Source organism: Flavobacterium rhizophilum, assembly GCF_046000485.1.
GTDB classification, from domain to species: Bacteria; Bacteroidota; Bacteroidia; order Flavobacteriales; family Flavobacteriaceae; genus Flavobacterium; species Flavobacterium rhizophilum.
Genome location: NZ_JBELQB010000002.1, coordinates 199,288 through 217,191, shown reverse-complemented (window position 1 = coordinate 217,191; position 17,904 = coordinate 199,288). Strand labels below are relative to the sequence as shown.

Annotated in this window: 13 protein-coding genes; 10 read left to right on the top strand and 3 right to left on the bottom strand. The window is 37.7% G+C overall.

The window, feature by feature from the left end; translation table 11 throughout:
- Positions 1-73 precede the first annotated feature (73 nt).
- Positions 74-1,960 (bottom strand): molecular chaperone HtpG, encoded by a 1,887-nt coding sequence (gene htpG / locus ABS768_RS03100; RefSeq protein WP_408073522.1) that lies wholly within the window; start codon positions 1,958-1,960, stop codon positions 74-76.
- A gap of 356 nt (positions 1,961-2,316) precedes the next feature.
- Here htpG and ABS768_RS03095 point away from each other — a divergent pair, with 356 nt between their 5' ends.
- Both ABS768_RS03095 and ABS768_RS03090 read left to right on the top strand, forming a co-directional pair.
- A complete protein-coding gene (locus ABS768_RS03095; RefSeq protein ID WP_408073520.1) occupies positions 2,317-2,766 on the top strand; it encodes a lipocalin family protein in 450 nt (149 codons plus the stop codon).
- A 30-nt stretch (positions 2,767-2,796) separates the two neighbouring features.
- Complete coding sequence (locus ABS768_RS03090; protein ID WP_408073519.1) at positions 2,797-3,486, top strand: OmpA family protein; 690 nt, start codon at positions 2,797-2,799, stop codon at positions 3,484-3,486.
- A 52-nt stretch (positions 3,487-3,538) separates the two neighbouring features.
- On the opposite strand, the gene ABS768_RS03085 is transcribed toward ABS768_RS03090, so the two are convergent.
- On the bottom strand, positions 3,539-4,150 hold the full coding sequence (locus tag ABS768_RS03085) for a hypothetical protein (RefSeq protein WP_408073518.1): 612 nt from the start codon (positions 4,148-4,150) through the stop codon (positions 3,539-3,541).
- Positions 4,151-4,457: 307 nt separating this feature from the next.
- Between ABS768_RS03085 and ABS768_RS03080 the strand changes: the two genes are divergently transcribed.
- The 3 genes from ABS768_RS03080 (at position 4,458) to ABS768_RS03070 (ending at position 7,081) form a co-directional block, all read left to right on the top strand.
- Positions 4,458-5,417, top strand: coding sequence for an ABC transporter ATP-binding protein (locus ABS768_RS03080; RefSeq protein ID WP_408073517.1), 960 nt, complete (start codon positions 4,458-4,460; stop codon positions 5,415-5,417).
- Between the two features lie 127 nt (positions 5,418-5,544).
- On the top strand, positions 5,545-6,558 hold the full coding sequence (locus ABS768_RS03075) for a 3-oxoacyl-ACP synthase III family protein (RefSeq protein ID WP_408073516.1): 1,014 nt from the start codon (positions 5,545-5,547) through the stop codon (positions 6,556-6,558).
- Between the two features lies 1 nt (position 6,559).
- Positions 6,560-7,081, top strand: coding sequence for a L,D-transpeptidase family protein (locus ABS768_RS03070; RefSeq protein ID WP_408073515.1), 522 nt, complete (start codon positions 6,560-6,562; stop codon positions 7,079-7,081).
- Positions 7,082-7,189: 108 nt separating this feature from the next.
- Here the strand turns inward: ABS768_RS03070 and ABS768_RS03065 are convergent, their stop codons facing one another.
- A complete protein-coding gene (locus ABS768_RS03065; RefSeq protein WP_408073514.1) occupies positions 7,190-9,589 on the bottom strand; it encodes a TonB-dependent receptor domain-containing protein in 2,400 nt (799 codons plus the stop codon).
- Positions 9,590-9,946: 357 nt separating this feature from the next.
- Between ABS768_RS03065 and argS the strand changes: the two genes are divergently transcribed.
- The 5 genes from argS (at position 9,947) to ABS768_RS03040 (ending at position 17,847) form a co-directional block, all read left to right on the top strand.
- A complete protein-coding gene (gene argS, locus ABS768_RS03060) occupies positions 9,947-11,731 on the top strand; it encodes an arginine--tRNA ligase (protein WP_408073513.1) in 1,785 nt (594 codons plus the stop codon).
- A gap of 15 nt (positions 11,732-11,746) precedes the next feature.
- Entirely contained in the window at positions 11,747-13,243 is a 1,497-nt protein-coding gene (locus tag ABS768_RS03055) for an SGNH/GDSL hydrolase family protein (RefSeq protein ID WP_408073511.1), read from the top strand.
- A complete protein-coding gene (locus ABS768_RS03050) occupies positions 13,236-14,654 on the top strand; it encodes a LysM peptidoglycan-binding domain-containing protein (protein WP_408073509.1) in 1,419 nt (472 codons plus the stop codon). The genes ABS768_RS03055 and ABS768_RS03050 overlap by 8 nt, the downstream gene beginning before the upstream one ends.
- Entirely contained in the window at positions 14,654-16,363 is a 1,710-nt protein-coding gene (locus ABS768_RS03045; protein WP_408073507.1) for an MBOAT family O-acyltransferase, read from the top strand. The genes ABS768_RS03050 and ABS768_RS03045 overlap by 1 nt, the downstream gene beginning before the upstream one ends.
- Positions 16,364-16,452: 89 nt before the next feature.
- Positions 16,453-17,847 carry a peptide-N-glycosidase F-related protein gene (locus tag ABS768_RS03040; protein ID WP_408073506.1) on the top strand — a complete coding sequence of 465 codons (1,395 nt, stop codon included), beginning with the start codon at positions 16,453-16,455 and terminating at the stop codon, positions 17,845-17,847.
- Positions 17,848-17,904 lie beyond the last annotated feature (57 nt).

The following is a 17,904-nucleotide window of genomic DNA, read 5'->3' as shown; positions in this document are numbered from 1 at the left end:
TTCGCTGCAGGTCTGTTATAATTATTTTGAAGTGAGATTTCTCGACTCCACTATGTTTCGCTCGAAATGGAAATTATTTAATAAGTTCAAAACTACGTTTTACAAACGCTGTTAAGTCTTCACCTTTAAGCAGGTTTTGCGATAGTTTAGCAAGGTCTAATGCTTGTTTAACTAGTGCTTCCTGATGTGTTTTGTCTCCGCTGTTTAGTATGTTTGAAGTAAGCTCATGGTTAGTGTTTACCACAAGGTTGTACATTTCCGGCATGTTACCCATACCAAACATACCACCGCCACCGCTTTGGCTCATTTCTTTCATACGGCGCATAAACTCAGGCTGTGTAATCCTGAATGGTGCAGCACTGCTGTCCATTGCCTCAAGTTGTACACTATAAGTTGTTTTTGGTACAATCTCTTCCAGTACGGTTTTTAGTTTTTCTTTTTCCTCATCGCTTAGTTTAGAGATTTGCTCGTCATCTTTTTTGATAAGCTTATCAATATGATCGGCATCCACACGGGTAAAGGTTACATTTTCGTTATCGGCCTCTAACTTCTGGATTAGGTGTGATACGATAGGAGAATCAAGTAGCAGTACCTGATAACCTTTCTCTTTAGCATCGGCAATGTAACTGTGCTGAGCATCCTTATCACTAGCGTATAGAATTACCAGTTTACCGTCTTTATCGGTTTGGTTCTCCTTAAGGTTTTCTTTTAGTTCTTCAAGAGTAAAGTATTTTTCGTCTACTGTTGGGTAAAGAGCAAACGCACCTGCTTTTTCATAGAATTTAGGCTCGCTTAGCATACCGTACTCCAGTACGATTTTAATATCGTTCCATTTTTTCTCGAAGTCCTCACGGTTTTCGGTAAACAGAGATTTAAGTTTATCGGCTACCTTACGGGTAATGTAGTTAGATATCTTTTTAACAGCACCGTCTGCCTGTAGGTAAGAACGCGATACGTTTAGCGGAATGTCCGGGGAGTCAATCACACCTTTAAGCATGGTAAGGAATTCCGGTACTATACCTTCTACGTTATCGGTAACAAATACCTGGTTTTGGTAAAGTTGTATCTTATCTTTTTGTACCTGTAGGTCGGCAGAAAGTTTAGGGAAATATAAAATACCTGTCAGATTAAAAGGATAATCTACATTAAGGTGGATGTTAAACAACGGCTCCTCAAACTGCATAGGGTAAAGCTCATGGTAAAAGGCTTTGTAATCCTCATCGTTAAGTTCGCTTGGCTGTTTTGTCCACGCCGGGTTAGGGTTGTTAATGATATTGTCAACCTCAATTTCTTCGGCTTTGTAATCTTCAGGAGCATCTTCCGGTTTCGGAAGTGTTTCTGTACGGGTACCGAATTTAATAGGCACCGGCATAAATTTGTTATACTTTTTAAGCAGTTCGCTTATGCGGCGCTCTTCAAGGAATTCTGTAGAATCTTCTGCAATGTGAAGAATGATTTCAGTACCTCTTTCAGTTTTGTCACTTGGTTCAAGAGTGAACTCAGGGCTACCGTCACATGTCCAGTGTACAGCCGGTTCATCTTTAAATGATTTAGTGATAATCTCTACTTTATCGGCTACCATAAAGGCAGAGTAGAAGCCTAAACCGAAGTGGCCAATTATACCCGAGTCTTTTGCAGTGTCCTTATATTTTTCAAGAAACTCCTCTGCACCCGAAAAAGCTACCTGGTTAATGTATTTTTCAACTTCTTCACCTGTCATACCAATTCCCTGGTCAATGATGTGAAGTTTTTTACCCTCTTTATCCAGTTTTACCTCAATAACAGGGTTGCCATATTCTACTTTGGCTTCACCTATGCTTGTAAGGTGTTTTAGTTTAAGGGTAGCATCGGTTGCGTTTGATACCAACTCACGTAAAAAAATCTCGTGGTCGCTGTATAAAAATTTCTTGATTAGGGGAAATATGTTTTCTACCGAAACATTAATTTTTCCTGTTGCCATAGTATTGTTTGATTTTATTTTGCAAATATTGATGTGAGAACTAACTCAAATAAAATACCAAGACGGGTTTGATGACAAATTGACATTTTTATAGGTTGTTTGTCAGTAATACAACCGTTTTTATATGTTAAAAAAACAGGATTTTAAGAAAAAATTAATTGGAGCCTCTGCTATCAGCCGGATTCCCTACAATCCCCCTGACAGCTAACGATTTACCGGAGTGCCAAAAGTAAGTGTATTAAATTAACCGATAATTCCTGTTAAAAAACTATACTGCTATTGTTTGATAACCTAAAAACTAATTAACTTTATTCATTGAAAAGTGAGTATATAACCTAAAACTTAAAATAGCAGTTATGAAAAAAGTATTGTTTTTATGCATGTGTGTAATTGCCCTTGCCTCATGTTCTTCACTGGACCAAAAATCGCAGGTGGGAATTAAGGGGAACTGGACAATTTCGCAAGTGTCTTATCCGGGGTCTGATTATATAAAAGTGACTTCTTTTGATGTTGCCGACTCACAATGTTTTGTAGGTAGTTCATGGAAGTTTGTTAGTAATAATAACACAGGAGAAATGAGCCTTGCCAAGGCCGGATGTCCTTCTTTTACCAGTCCTATTGTGTGGAGTGTAACTAAAGAGGGAGCTTTTACCCTAAAAATAACCGAAGGCGAAAAAGCAAAAAGAGTTTCACAGGGATACTTTTTACAGGTAAGAAACCAAACGGAAAGTTCATTCCAGCTGGTTGACAAAGTAAACGTAGGTGGTAAAACCGTAGATGTGGTATACCAGTTTAACAGAATGTAAAAAATCGATAAAACAAAAAAAACAGCATTTATGAAAACGACAAAAATTTATTTAATAGCCTTTGCCTTTATTTTTAGTATAGGTTTTACATCGTGTGAGGCTACAAGAAATATGAATAATACTCAAAAAGGTGCCGGTATTGGTGCTGCATCTGGTGCAGTGATTGGCGGTATCATCGGTAATAATGTGGGTAAGGGTAATACTGCCCTTGGTGCTATTATTGGAGGTGTAGTAGGTGGTGCTGCCGGTGGTGTAATTGGTAACCAAATGGACAAGCAGGCTCGCGAAATTGACGATGCTTTACCGGGTGCAGATGTTGAAAGGGTAGGTGAAGGTATTAAAATTACATTGGGTGAGAACTCGGTTAATTTTGACCTAAATAAATCTTCACTAACTTCTACAGCAAAAGGTAACCTTGATAAACTGGTACCTGTATTTAATGAATACCCAGATACAGATATCCAGATATTCGGTTATACTGACAGTAGTGGTAGTGATGAGTACAACTTAAAACTGTCTGAACAAAGAGCGGCTTCTGTAAAAACATATCTTGTGAGTAAAGGTATAAGCGGTTCACGTATTAATACTTTAGGTCGTGGTGAAGCAGACCCAATTGCTTCAAATGATACTAAAGAGGGCATGAGCAAAAACAGACGTGTGGAATTTGCCATTACAGCAAACGAAAAAATGGTTGAAGATGCTAAGCAAAAGGCTCAGTAATCTAAGTAACTTATCTATATAAATAAAAAAAACAGCCATCAAGCTGTTTTTTTTATTTCCAGTCGGAATCGCCTTTGTTTTTTCCTAAGTAGAAGGTAAGTCCGGCAGAAAGGTTTAAAAGCTTTCCTACCGATGGCGGATCGGTTTCTTTTTTATACGACTGACCGTTAAAATCATAATCCTGACTGAAGTTCATAATATAAGTAGCGTCTAAATGAAAGGTAACCCAGTCGGTAATTCTTACCTGAGGTGTAAGTCCTAGCATAATGAGTCCTATATTGTCTTTACCGGCATATCTCACTGATTTGATATTCGCGTAACCCAAACCGGCATGTGCAAGAAGATTGAAACGGGTGTCGCTATGATTTTTAAGGTTTAATGTTCTGGCTAGGTTGTTAACTGCCTGTACCGAAAAACGGGTGTAATCTGATCCGTAATTTGGAACATTGTCTTTCCTGAATTTGTCTGACCCGAAGTCAAATTTAATTCCCCAGCTTTCGTCAATCATATACCTGAATGCAAATTCGTAATGGGAATAATCAGAAAAACGTGCAACAGGAATACTGGCTCCATAACCTGCTTCCAGTGAATACTGATCTGACTTGTTTTGAGAAAAAGCGCAAAAAGAGAGCGCCAACATACAAAGTGTGATGGTCTTTTTCATAGTGTGTTTTAATGAGTTATGGTGTGGTGAGGATAAAGAAAGAAAAAATATTTTGAAGAATTTTAAATTTTAAAAACCGTTTAACAATTTTTCACGTATATATATTTATACAAGTTGGTTTTTATCAAATATCTATTTGATAAAATAATTTTAAAAGTGATGATTCACGAATGAGTTTGTTTATTTATTGGTTAGGTTGATAAGGGTACTTTCTCCTCGTTTGAGATTGTGCCCTTATTATTTTTTATAAGCCTGTTAGTTTGCCGTAAATCACTTACTTTTGCAGGGTTAAAATTTATGATTTTCAATGCTTGCTGTAAAGAATATTTCCTTTGGTTATACCGAAAAAACCATATTACACAACCTGAGTTTTACTGTGAAAACCGGGCAAAATATAGCTGTTATAGGCGAGAGCGGATGCGGTAAAAGCACCCTGCTTAAACTTATATACGGTTTATATGATATTGAGGAAGGAGAAATTACCTATAAGGGTGAACGGGTACTTGGACCTAAGTTTAATCTTATACCGGGTATGTCATACATGAAATACCTTGCACAGGATTTTGACCTGATGCCTTATATTACAGCAGCTGAAAATGTTGGGGCTTTCCTTTCTAATTTTTATCCTGAAGAAAAGCAAAGACGTATTATGGAGCTTCTCGATATTGTTGAGATGAGTGAATTTGCCGATGTAAAAGCACAATTCCTAAGCGGTGGTCAGCAACAACGTATCGCGCTTGCTAAAGTACTGGCATTGGAACCTGAGGTTTTATTACTTGACGAACCTTTCAGTCATATTGATAACTTCCGGAAAAATGCTCTGCGCAGAAATCTTTTTGCTTACCTAAAACAAAAAGGAGTTACCTGTATAGTCGCTACGCATGACAGTACCGATGCACTTTCTTTTGCCGATGAGACTATTGTAATAAAAGGTGGAAGAATGCTCTCTAAAGCTAAATCAAAAGAGATTTATTACAACCCTGTAGATAAATATACCGCTTCACTTTTTGGAGAGGTAAACGAAATAAAGCTAGAGCTTTTAACGCTAACACAAAACCCTGAAGAGACGGTGTTAATCTATCCGCACCAGTTAAAGGTGGTGGAACAAGGGCCGCTTAAAGTAGTGGTGAAGCAGTGTTACTTTAAGGGTAACCGTTATTTAATAAAGTCGGCTTTAAACAGGCAGGTGGTGTTTTTTGAGCATTATAAAGAGCTCCCTGTAAATAGCGAGGTAGATTTGGCGGTTGACAGGAATGCTTTTAGCTAATGTCTGCTACATGCTGTAAAGCAACAGGTTAAATATCTTGCTATTAATTAAAAAATAAGTTAATTTACATTTCCTTTTTAAGGAATGTTTATTTTTGCGCCTGCATTTTTAATAAAACAATCAGTTTATGTATAATTCAAAGATTTCAGGGTTAGGCTATTATGTTCCGGAGAACGTGGTTACTAATGACGACCTTTCCAAAATAATAGATACTAATGATGAGTGGATTCAGGAACGTACAGGTATAAAGGAAAGAAGGCATGTAGTAAAAGGCGATGGCGATACTACCACAACTATGGGAGTAAAGGCTGCTAAAGTTGCTATAGAACGTGCCGGTATAGATAAAGACGATATCGATTTTATAATATTTGCGACCCTTAGTCCTGATTATTATTTCCCGGGGCCAGGTGTGCTTGTACAAAGGGATCTTGGTTTAAAAAGAACTGTGGGCGCCCTTGACGTAAGAAACCAGTGTTCGGGATTTATATATGCGCTTTCGGTAGCCGATCAGTTCATTAAAACAGGTATGTACAAAAACATACTTATTATAGGTTCTGAACTACATTCTACAGGTCTTGATATGACTACAAGAGGACGTGGTGTTTCTGTTATTTTTGGAGACGGAGCAGGTGCTGCGGTACTAACAAGGGAAGAAGATAATACTAAAGGTATCCTTTCTACACACCTTCATTCAGAAGGTCAGCATGCAGAGGAATTAGCACTTATTGCTCCGGGTATGGGTAAGAGATGGGTTACTGATATTATAGCCGAAAACAACCCCGATGATGAGAGTTATTACCCGTACATGAACGGTCAGTTCGTATTTAAAAATGCGGTGGTGCGTTTTAGTGAAGTAATTAACGAAGGTTTAAATGCTAATAATCTTCAGGTTTCAGATATTGATATGCTTATACCTCACCAGGCTAACCTGAGAATTTCGCAGTTCATTCAGCAGAAGTTCGGTTTAAGTAACGATCAGGTTTATAATAATATCATGAAATATGGTAATACCACTGCGGCTTCTGTGCCAATCGCATTAACCGAAGCATGGGAAAACGGTAAGATTAAAGAGGGTGATACGGTTGTGCTTGCAGCTTTTGGTAGCGGATTTACCTGGGGTAGTGCTATCATAAAATGGTAAAATGAAAATTAGCAGGATGATTCTTTTAGGAATGTTATCTGTGCCTGTTGCTTTGGGAGTGTATTATTTCCTTCCCGAAAAAGCATTGCCCAAAGGTAGTGTAATAGATAGGTTAGTGGTGTACAAATCCAAAAGGAAAATGTTTGCGTACAATGGCGATAATCTTTTAAAAAACTATACTATTTCGTTAGGAAAAAATCCTGTAGGACATAAGCAGTTTGAAGGGGATAACAAAACTCCCGAAGGTGTTTACAGTATTGATGAACGGAATCCTAACAGCGCTTATCATAAAAACCTTGGTGTTTCCTATCCAAATAAAGCCGACAGGGAGTTTGCCGCAAAACTAGGTAAATCACCGGGCGGACTTATTAAGATACACGGACTGAGAAATGACAGAGGGTATATAGGTAAGTTTCATCGCTGGAAAGACTGGACAGCCGGTTGTATTGCGGTAACCAATGATGAGATTGATGAGCTTTATACAGCAGTAAAAGAAAACACAGTAATAGAGATACTGCCTTAAAATAGAAAAGCCCGGAACATTGTTCCGGGCTTTTCTTTTAACTAACTACTAATCTCAAATGATTGAAAAAAACTAAATTTCGCTCCATTTGTTTACTTTATATATTGTTTAAAACATGCCTCCGCTGCTTTGTTTTGTGTTGTTATCACGGTACTTACGTTGCATAGCTCTGTTTTTACCACCACCAAACCTGTAGTTTAGATTGAAATAAACCGTTTGGCTTTCCCAACGGAACTGCCCTCCCTGCGGGAATGGGTTTTGGCTGTCAAAGGCATAACGCATGGTTTTGAACATGTCGTTAAAACGAACGCTTAATGACATTTTATCGTCAAGAAGGCTGTAGCGAACACCCGAGTCTACCTTATACATTTCCTTACTATTGTTCTGTACTCCGTTTACAGGTCCTCTGTAAAAACCGAATAGGATGAAGCTTAGCCTTTGGTTAACTCTTAAGTTTGCATTTAACCTTGCATTAAAAGCATTTGCGTCTATTGATTTGATTACGAATTCATATTCTCCGTCAGGCTGTAATACGCTAACCGCACCTTTTTGCGAAATGCTTGAAAAATCGATTGCCGGTTGTATGTCTATCCATTTTGCAATCCTGTAGTTTGCCGAAAGTTCAAAACCATATGAGGTGTTGTTGTTATAGTTATCAAAACTCATTATCTGGTCGTTTTGGTTCACTGTGGTTTCATCAGGATATAAAACCCTGCTAATCTCATCGTTTATCAGCCTGTAAAACACGCCTCCTGTTATAGAAGAACCCTGACCAAACATTTTGGTATAGTTAAGTTCAACAGAGTTGGTAAACTGAGGTTCAAGTTCCGGGTTACCCAATGAGGTAATCAATGGTGTAGAGAACTCTCTTATAGGTTTTGTTTGTTCTAAACTCGGCCTGTCCACACGGCGGCTATAGCTTAACTGAAACATATTCTTTTGATCAAGGCTATACGTTAAGTATGCCGAAGGGTAAACCGTAATATAATCGTCATCAAAGGCTACGTTGCCTGTTACAGATCTTGCTTTTACTTTATAGCTTTCAAAGCGTGCCCCTACCTGATAGCCGAACTTTTCAAACTTCTGCCCGAATGTTGCATAAGCAGAATAAATATCAGCATCATAAGAATAGTCAGAAACCGGGTTAATGATTAATGGGTTGGTTGTTTGGTAATCGTTGTCTGAACGGATTAATCTTGCCTCAGCTCCCAGTTCCAGTTTTGATTTTTCACTAAGCGGATTTACATAATCAAGGTTAAGGGTTGCATTTTGACGTGTGTCTTCAACTCTGTCCACATAGTTACTTGGAGTGGTTCCGGTAACAATATTATATACACCTGCCTGTGCACTTTTAGTATCGTTTAGGTTTCCTTCAAAATCAAGTGTGTGGCCTTCATCATTAAACTTGTGCTTGTAAGCAAGGTTATAAGTGTTGTTGTGATTTCCGCTAACAAAGTCAGAGATTTGTGACGTGTCATCTTCCGAATCATTTAGGTAGTCAATACCTATGCCTATCCTTGATTCGGCATCAAAACTATTAAGGTTTACGTATGCAGAAATGGTGTTGTTGTCATTAATGTAAAAATCAAGCCCGAATTTACCAAAGTAGTTGTTGTTATCGTTAACCACATCTATATCCTGAAAAGAATTGAGATTCGGACTGTTTCTGTAAACCTCGCCCCAGTTGTAACGTTTGCCAAGGTTGTTACCCATATTGGTAAAGAAATTTACTTTACCCGAACGGTAGTTCATATCAAGCGAATTGTTGTATTTAGGGACTTCGCCAAAGGTAATACCTGAGTTGAAGTTTCCGTTAAACCCGTCGTTGGTGTTTTTGTGCAGGATAATATTAATGATACCCGACATACCCTCCGGATTATACTTCGCACTAGGGTTGGTAATAAGTTCTATTTTCTTTATTGAGGTTGAAGGAATTTGTTTTAATAACTGCGCCGGGCTAATGTTAGTTGGTCTTCCGTCTACCAATATCCTTACGTTTTGATTACCACGAAGGGAAATGTTTCCGTCCTGATCTACATTTACACTAGGTATATTGTTCATAATCTCTCCGGCGGTTCCACCTGCAGTAGTAAGGTCACGGCCTACAGTGATAACCTTACGGTCCAGTTTCTGCTCAATAGTAGATACCTCTTTAACAATTTCCACTTCCTGTAGCATGGTAGCTTCTTCAGTAAGCAGGATAGTACCCATGTCAAACGTTTTTACAGCTTCGCCAAGAGTAATGTTTCTTTTAAAGGTTTTGTATCCCATAAACTGGGCTTCAATAGTGTATTTGGCTAGCGGAAGGTTTTTAATATTGAACTTACCGTTGTCGTCTGTAATTATTCCGGTAACCACTTTGTCACCGTTTTTCACAACTATGCTAACGTAAGGAAGAGGTTCTTTTGAGTTTTTGTCGTTAACCTCACCCGTTATACTGCCCGGGTTTTGGGCATACATAGAAAACAGGCTCCCGAACAGGAGCGCAAAAAGCAATTTGAATTTCATTTGTTCGAAAATTGATTGATGATTGATGATGTCTTCGTGTAGTTTTTAAAACGTGTACACTACACAAAATCTTCCAAAACGTTTTTAAATCTATTTATCCGCTTTGTTACACATAAGACAACCATATATGGGAAATGTTACAGAAATTTTTAAGTTTTTTTTCTTTCTTTTTTAAAAGGGCTTATTGTGAGGGGTGTAGCGTTAATTTTAATTGTTTGGAATGTTGTGTACTGCGTTTGTTATAGGGGTAGGATGATGTTCTGATTTAAAATATAATTACAGTAATTATTTTAGGAGTTTTCCTTTTAGCCTGTCAGGCAAATATTTTATCTTTGCAGGCTTAAAAACATTATAAAAATGGCATTATCACAAATACTTACTTCCCATATCGAAAAAGCGATAAACGAATTGTTTGATGTAACCCTTGAAAAGGTTGAACTACAGGCAACACGCAGGGAGTTTGAAGGCGATATTACCATGGTTATTTTCCCGCTGCTAAAGCTTGTAAAAAGCAATCCGGTTGAGCTGGGAAATAAAATAGGACAGTACCTTGCAGATAACTCAGAGATTGTTGAACGATACAATGTGGTTTCGGGCTTTCTTAATATTGTTATTGCAGATGCTTATTACGTAAACTTTTTTAATGATATAAAAGAAGATGAGAATTACGGACTGGTATCTCCTAAACCAGGAGACAAGGCTGTAATGGTAGAATATTCTTCCCCAAATACTAATAAACCACTTCACTTGGGCCACGTGCGTAATAACCTTTTGGGTTATTCGGTAGCCGAGATAATAAAAGCATCGGGTAAAAAAGTGTATAAAACCCAAATCATTAACGACAGGGGTATACATATTTGTAAATCGATGCTGGCATGGCAAAAATTTGGTAAAGGGCAAACTCCTGAAAGCGCAGGCTTAAAAGGAGATAAGCTTGTAGGAAATTTTTATGTGGAGTTTGATAAGGCATACAAAGAAGAGATAAATAACCTGATAGCAAAGGGTTCAAGTGAAGATGAGGCTAAAAAGAATGCTCCGCTGATACTTGAAGCACAGGAAATGCTTCGTAAATGGGAAGCCGGAGATAAGGAAGTTGTTGCACTTTGGAAAAAAATGAACCAATGGGTGTACGACGGTTTTGCTACTACATATAAAAATCTTGGGGTTAACTTTGATAGTTACTACTACGAGAGTAATACTTACCTATTAGGTAAAGATGTAGTGGAAGATGGGTTAGCAAGAGGCGTATTCTTTAAAAAGGAAGACGGTTCTGTATGGATCGATCTTACAGATGAAGGACTTGATGAAAAACTGGTACTTCGTTCTGACGGTACATCGGTATACATTACTCAGGATATAGGTACTGCTATTCAGCGTGTAAAAGACCACCCTGATGTAGGTGGTATGGTTTATACAGTAGGTAACGAGCAGGATTACCACTTTAAGGTACTTTTCCTAATCCTTAAAAAACTGGGTTATGACTGGGCTGCAAATCTGTATCACCTGTCTTACGGTATGGTTGATCTTCCGTCTGGAAAAATGAAGAGCCGTGAAGGTACTGTTGTTGATGCCGATGATTTAATGGATGAAATGACAGCTACCGCAAAGCAGATATCTGAAGAGCTTGGTAAACTTGAAGGATATAGCGAAAAAGAAAAAGCCGAGCTATACAGAACAATAGGTATGGGGGCTTTAAAATATTATATACTAAAGGTAGATCCTAAAAAACGAATTTTGTTCAACCCGGAGGAATCGGTAGATTTTGCAGGTAATACAGGTCCGTTTATACAGTATACATATGCAAGGATACAGTCGCTTATCCGTAAAGCTGACTTTGATTTTTCTGCACCTTTGAGCAATATTGATGTAGTGCTTCATGAAAAAGAAAAAGCAGTACTTAAGCTAATAGCACAGTACCCGGAAGTTATACAAAATGCTGCGGAAAGCCACAGTCCGGCATTAATAGCTAACTATATTTATGAATTGGTGAGGGAGTATAATTCTTTCTACCAAACTGTAACTATATTAGGGTCTGAAGTTGAAACCGAAAAAATATTCAGGATACAGCTGTCCAAAAAAGTGGGTGAGACAATAAAATCTGCTTTTGCTCTGTTAGGTATAGGTGTACCTGAAAGAATGTAATAAACATCCAGTTTTGTGAGCCAGAAAAATAAGCCTTACTTTTTACAGTCGTTCGCTATTGTTGTATTGTCAATAGCGGCATTTGTTGGCTTTAAATCTTTTTTACCAGAGAAGATTTTTACAGAGACTGAAACCGTTAGTAAAAATGTGGTGGTAGATAGTTTGCTACTGGATGCCATTGAGGTAGAAAAAGCCATAAAGGCAGAAGATACTGCTGCTGTTAAAGAGGTAGATACACTGGAGGAATCAGAAATTATTTTTGAGGAAAAGCACGGTGTACAATTCCCTCCCGAAACTTTTGAGCAGTACAAAGGGTATCAGCATCTTGTTGCCCTTTTCCAAAAATTATACGAACTGGAAAAAACCGGAAGCGGTAATGTGAGGATTGCCTATTTTGGTGATTCCATGACCGATGGCGATATGATAGTGCAGGACTTCAGGTCTAACCTTCAGGAAAAATTTGGAGGTGAGGGAGTAGGCTTTGTAAATATCACATCAGAGTCGGCGGGTTCCCGAGGTTCGGTACTACATCAATATTCGGGGAACTGGAAAACGCAATCCTACCTAAATGTAAAACGTCCTGATAGTCCGTTTGGTGTAAACGGGTATGTGTTTTTTACAAAGCACGATACCGTTAAACCTATATGGGTAAAATACAGGGCAGGAGGCTTAAGGCATATGAACAGGTTAAACAGCCCTACACTGTTTTATGGTAAGAGTAATAATACCGAAGCCAGTGTGGAATTTATAGCTGGTAAAGATACCCTTGTAAAGAAACTTAACCCTGTAAATAAGCTTAATACATTACTGGTTACTTCTGCTAACCCAAGGTCACTTGAAGCCAATTTCATTAAAGCCGATTCTGTTCCGTTTTACGGATTTAACTTTGATAATGGTAAAGGTGTACACGTAGATAATTTCTCTAACAGGGGGAATTCAGGTTTGCCTATATCGCTGTTTAATACAGGGGTTATGAAAGCTTTTAACGAAAAGCTGGGTTATGATCTTATAGTACTGCACTACGGTACCAACGTTTTGAATTACGGTTCGTACAATTACACCTGGTATGAAAAACGTATGGGTATTGTTGTAAATCACCTTAGGGAGTGCTTTCCGGGTGTGGATATACTTGTTATTTCTACCGCCGATAAGGCTACTAAGTATGATATGGAAATGAAAACCGATTCGGCTGTTGTGCCTTTAACACTGGCACAAAAGCGTTATGCTATACAAACCGAATCAGGATTTGTTAATCTGTATACACTTATGGGAGGTGATGGTTCTATGGTAAAATGGGTAGATGAGGAAGTGCCTGCTATGGCTAATAAAGATTATACCCACTTTAATTACAGAGGTGCCAAAAAAGTAGCCGATCTTATTTATAAGCAGCTTATAAATGGCTACGAGAAATACAAAGCCTTAAAGAAAGAAGCTGAGCCGGAAGTGGAGGAAACAGCTCCGGTAAAGGAAAATGATTCTATAACCGTTTTAAAAGACAGTATTAATGGTTAGGAAGTTAAGTTTTATACTGTTTGTATTAGTCTTTTTTGCTAATGCTTCGGCTCAGGTAGATACTGATTCTACCGAAGTGAGTATGGATAGTATTGTTATAGATAGTACTGTAATCCTTTCTGATAATATTATTACCAATTCATCGGTCTTAAATGCTGTTTTTGAGAAGTTATTTCAAATAGAGACCGAAGGTAAAGGACATGTAAATATTGTACATATAGGAGATTCACATATTCAGGCCGATTTGTTTACAGGAGCTATTCGCGAAAAAATGCAGCAGGAGTTTGGGAATGCCGGTGCAGGTTTTTCCTTTCCGTATAACCTTGCTAAAACCAATGGCGGCTACAGTGTGAAATTTTCATCAAATGCTGCATGGGAAAACAGAAGGAATGTGTACAGTCCTGACGGAACCGAAGTAGGGCTAAGTGGTATAGCGCTTACTACCAACGAGGATTTTGCTATGGCTATTGAACCACGTGATACGGCTAATACATTTAATACAATAAAGATTGTTACACCGCACAATCTGTCTATGTTTGATGTAGCTACGAGCTCAAAGACTATTATATTAGAATCTACAGAGCCAAAGATAATAATCCATAAAATTAAAAGTGGTGATGCACTTTCCTTAATAGCACAAAAATATGGTACAACTGTATCGCAGATTAAAAAGCTAAACGGATTACGCTCTAATAACATAAGAGCGGGTAAAACTTTAAAAATACCAACAGGGGAAAAGATAAAGAAAGAGATAGAAAGATCAGAGTTTATTCCTCTTGCTTTGAAACAGGATAGTACCTGCTGTTATTATTACAGCGAGGAAGCTCTGTCAAAAATATACCTGCTGGCTAATAAAAATCAAAAGCAATATAACCTTAACGGTGTTGTGCTGGAAAAAGATACTGCCGGGGTTTTATATCATGCGATAGGAGTGAACGGTGCAAAAAGTTCTGATTACAATAAATATCCTATGTTCTTTAATCAGCTAAGGGCGCTTGAGCCCGATTTGATTGTAATTTCATTAGGGACAAACGAGTCTTTTGATAAAATGTCTGCATCGGATTATATGGTGCAGATGAATAGTTTTATAGACAGTGTGAGAGCTGCAAATCCTGATGTTTGTATTTTGGTTACTACTCCGCCACCGTCACTGTTTAAAAGAAAATATCCTAATACTTTTGTAGCCGATTATGCTAAGACCCTTACCGTTGAGGAAACCGAAAAAGGATATGCTACATGGGATTTGTTTACGGTAATGGGAGGTTTGTTTAGTGTGAATGATAACGCCAAAAAAGGACTGATGTCTTCAGACAGGGTACACTATTCAAGAGACGGATATAAACAACAGGGTATACAGTTTACCGAAGCATTTTTAAACGCATACAATAATTTTAAAACAAACAGGGAGTAATGCAGTTTACAGATTTTGTACCGCAAATTTCATCTTGGCAGGACGTATTGGACTGGTTCGCATATAATCCAAAAGAACCTTTGCTGTTTAATTCGGCCCGATTCCTTAGGATGTTTGTTGTGTTTTATGGGATGTATCTTTTGTTGCGAAATACTTTTCGCCTAAGGATATTCTACGTGATATGCTTTTCGTTGTATTTCTATCAGCAGTCAAGCGGATTTTACTTTTTGCTGCTCTTGTTTACTACATCGCTTGATTATACACTGAGTTACTTTTTATACCGGGAAACCGATACGTTTAGACGAAAACTCTATGTATGGTTTAGTGTAGTGGTAAACCTTAGTTTTTTGTTCTATTTTAAATATACCAATTTTCTTATAGGGAGTTATAATGACCTTTTTGGTGGTAATTTTGATTTTCAGGATATTATACTTCCGGTAGGTATATCATTCTATACCTTTCAGTCTATAAGTTACACCATAGAGATATACAGGAAAGAAATAACTCCGGCAAAGAGCTTTCCGGACTATTTGTTTTTCGTATCGTTTTTCCCGCAGCTGGTTGCCGGGCCTATTGTAAGGGCTAAAGATTTTATACCAAAAATTTACGAGAAGCTTCATATATCAAAAGAAGAGGTTAACTACGGGTTGTTCCTGATTATTGGCGGACTTATAAAAAAGGCAGTAATATCTGACTATATTTCTATAAACTTTGTAGACCGTGTTTTTGATGCGCCAAACAGTTATACGGCTTTTGAAAACCTTATGGCGACCTATGGTTATACATTACAGATATACTGTGATTTCTCGGGATATTCTGATATGGCAATCGGTATAGCTTTATTGCTTGGTTTTGAACTTCCGCCTAACTTCCGTACACCTTACAAATCATCATCTATTACTGAGTTTTGGAGAAGATGGCACATATCGCTTTCTACCTGGTTAAAAGACTTTTTATACATATCGGTAGGAGGGAACAGAAAAGGGACTTTTGCAGGTTTTTTATTTCCTTCATTGTTCTTTTTCGGGTTAATACTTTGGGGGGTAACCTATGGTCCCGATAGTAACCTGCCCTTTATATTAAGCCTTGGAGCTACTTTGTTATTCATACTTACGTTTGTGCTTTCCAAAAACAAGGAAAAAACGATGTATACCAACTCCAACCTTATGACTACAATGCTTCTGGGTGGATTATGGCATGGTGCTAGTCTTCGTTTTATTATTTGGGGAGCGTTGCATGGCATGGCGCTTTCGGTACATAAGATATTTTTAGAGTTTTTTCCTGCCAAAAAAAGTAGTGAACATCCTTTAGAATCTTCCCGTTCAAAAAAGAGAAATCAAGCTACTGTTGGGGCGGTAATATGGAAGTTGCTTTCTGTTGTTCTTACATTTCATTTTGTTGCCTTTTGCTGGATATTCTTCAGGGCAAAAGATTTTACAACAGCATTAGATGTAATAAACAACATAGCAAAAGTAACTTTTGAGCCCGAGAAATGGCAAACTATTGTATTGGGTTATAAAAATGTATTTCTTTTAATGCTAATAGGTTATGTTTGGCATTTTCTTCCGGAAGGCTTTACTCAATTTATGAAAAAAGCCTTTAATAAAACACCTTTAGTACTTAAGGCAGTCATTTTAGGACTGGCTTACTGGTTAGTGTATGCAACAGTTTCTGCAGGACCACAGCCATTTATTTATTTTCAGTTTTAATACTTTTTCATAAAGTAGTTATATAAGTTAGGTTTTTTTGCAAAAAAATTATTAAATTTCGCATCTTAACACATGCTTAACTATTAACTATGAGAAAAAAACTACTTTTTGCTTCTTTTTTGTGTTTCTCTTTATTTAGCAGCCCTACGCTAAGAGCACAGGAAGAGCCGTATACTTTACAGGTTTTTGAGGAAGCCGTATTTTACGGGATGTATGAAGCTACTGTAAGCGAGCCGGTTCCTGAAGGGGCTATTCGTAACAGTAATTCATCTTACGGGAAAATGCTAACTGAAGAACAATTAGCTTCGTTTGGTAATACTCTAACAATGACAGTTACCTTAAATCCGCTATGTGATAACTATGACAGGATTGGTAATGTTAACCTTGCTTTTGTTCCAAAAGGACAAACCACTTATGTATATAATGAGGTAGACAGGATAGAACTTGGTCGTTTTATTACTCCATTTATGGATATGAATGCTGCGCTTCAGGAAGTACCATATGAGTTTGATCTTGACAATATTACACAAATATTTCATGATGAGAGTATAACTTCAGTATATGACCTTTGGGTTGAGCTTGAGGTTTACGGTTATCAGGGAGGTCCTGGTCAGGGAGGTGCAGCAGTAGAGATAGATGGGTGTTCAGACAGGAATGATGTTTATCAGGGTAACTTAGAATTTACTTCTACAAATAATCCTCTTGTTATTAACGGAGATGATAATGTTTTCCTGCCGTTATCATACAAATATGAACTTAAAAACTATACTCTTGATGGTACAGATGTACTTGGAGAGACAGTTAGAACAATAAACTTTACCCTTGAGGAGGCTTTGCCTAATGCTAAGTTTTACCTTATTACTTCAAACCACGGATCTAACTCAGGTGGTGAGGAGTACATCAGAAGACAACATTATGTTTATTTAGATGATGAGCAGGTTGCAACATATAAGCCTGGAGGAGTTTCTTGTGTTCCTTTCTTTGAGTATAATACACAACCTAGCTGTATATATTATGATTGTTCACAAAACCCTTCACCACCAAGGCCTGATAATAATGCTGCCTGGTCTTGGAATAACTGGTGTCCGGGGGATAAAATTCCAATTAGGGTAATTGAACTTGGTGATCTTGCTGCCGGAGAACACTCATTTAGAATTGAAGTGCCGGATGCGGTATTTAACGATGGTCAGGGGTATTTCCCAATGTCTGTATACTTACAAGGATTCTCTCAAACTCTTGGGGCTGAAGATTTCAATACAACAGCTTTTAGTCTTTTCCCTAACCCTGTTGTAGATATAGCTGAGGTTCAAACTGTAGACGGAAGTAGTATAAGCAACGTAACAGTTGTAAATACGCTTGGTCAGATTGTTTATTCAGGTACAAGTGAGAAAATGAATCTTTCTCAGCTTCAAAGTGGTGTGTATATCGTTAACGTTAGGTTTGATGATAACAGAACTGCTACTCAAAAGTTAATAAAGAGCTAATTTATTTAGATTGATAGTTTAAATAATTTTAAATCCGCCTTAGGGCGGTTTTTTTAT

Excerpts from the sequence above, each read along its gene's own strand:
- ABS768_RS03085 (WP_408073518.1), bottom strand. The coding sequence starts at position 4,150 with ATGAAAAAGACCATCACACTTTGTATGTTGGCGCTCTCTTTTTGCGCT.
- ABS768_RS03065 (WP_408073514.1), bottom strand. The coding sequence starts at position 9,589 with ATGAAATTCAAATTGCTTTTTGCGCTCCTGTTCGGGAGCCTGTTTTCT.
- htpG (WP_408073522.1), bottom strand. The coding sequence starts at position 1,960 with ATGGCAACAGGAAAAATTAATGTTTCGGTAGAAAACATATTTCCCCTA.
- ABS768_RS03080 (WP_408073517.1), top strand. The coding sequence starts at position 4,458 with ATGCTTGCTGTAAAGAATATTTCCTTTGGTTATACCGAAAAAACCATA.
- argS (WP_408073513.1), top strand. The coding sequence starts at position 9,947 with ATGGCATTATCACAAATACTTACTTCCCATATCGAAAAAGCGATAAAC.
- ABS768_RS03050 (WP_408073509.1), top strand. The coding sequence starts at position 13,236 with ATGGTTAGGAAGTTAAGTTTTATACTGTTTGTATTAGTCTTTTTTGCT.
- ABS768_RS03040 (WP_408073506.1), top strand. The coding sequence starts at position 16,453 with ATGAGAAAAAAACTACTTTTTGCTTCTTTTTTGTGTTTCTCTTTATTT.
- ABS768_RS03075 (WP_408073516.1), top strand. The coding sequence starts at position 5,545 with ATGTATAATTCAAAGATTTCAGGGTTAGGCTATTATGTTCCGGAGAAC.
- ABS768_RS03090 (WP_408073519.1), top strand. The coding sequence starts at position 2,797 with ATGAAAACGACAAAAATTTATTTAATAGCCTTTGCCTTTATTTTTAGT.
- ABS768_RS03095 (WP_408073520.1), top strand. The coding sequence starts at position 2,317 with ATGAAAAAAGTATTGTTTTTATGCATGTGTGTAATTGCCCTTGCCTCA.
- ABS768_RS03070 (WP_408073515.1), top strand. The coding sequence starts at position 6,560 with ATGAAAATTAGCAGGATGATTCTTTTAGGAATGTTATCTGTGCCTGTT.
- ABS768_RS03045 (WP_408073507.1), top strand. The coding sequence starts at position 14,654 with ATGCAGTTTACAGATTTTGTACCGCAAATTTCATCTTGGCAGGACGTA.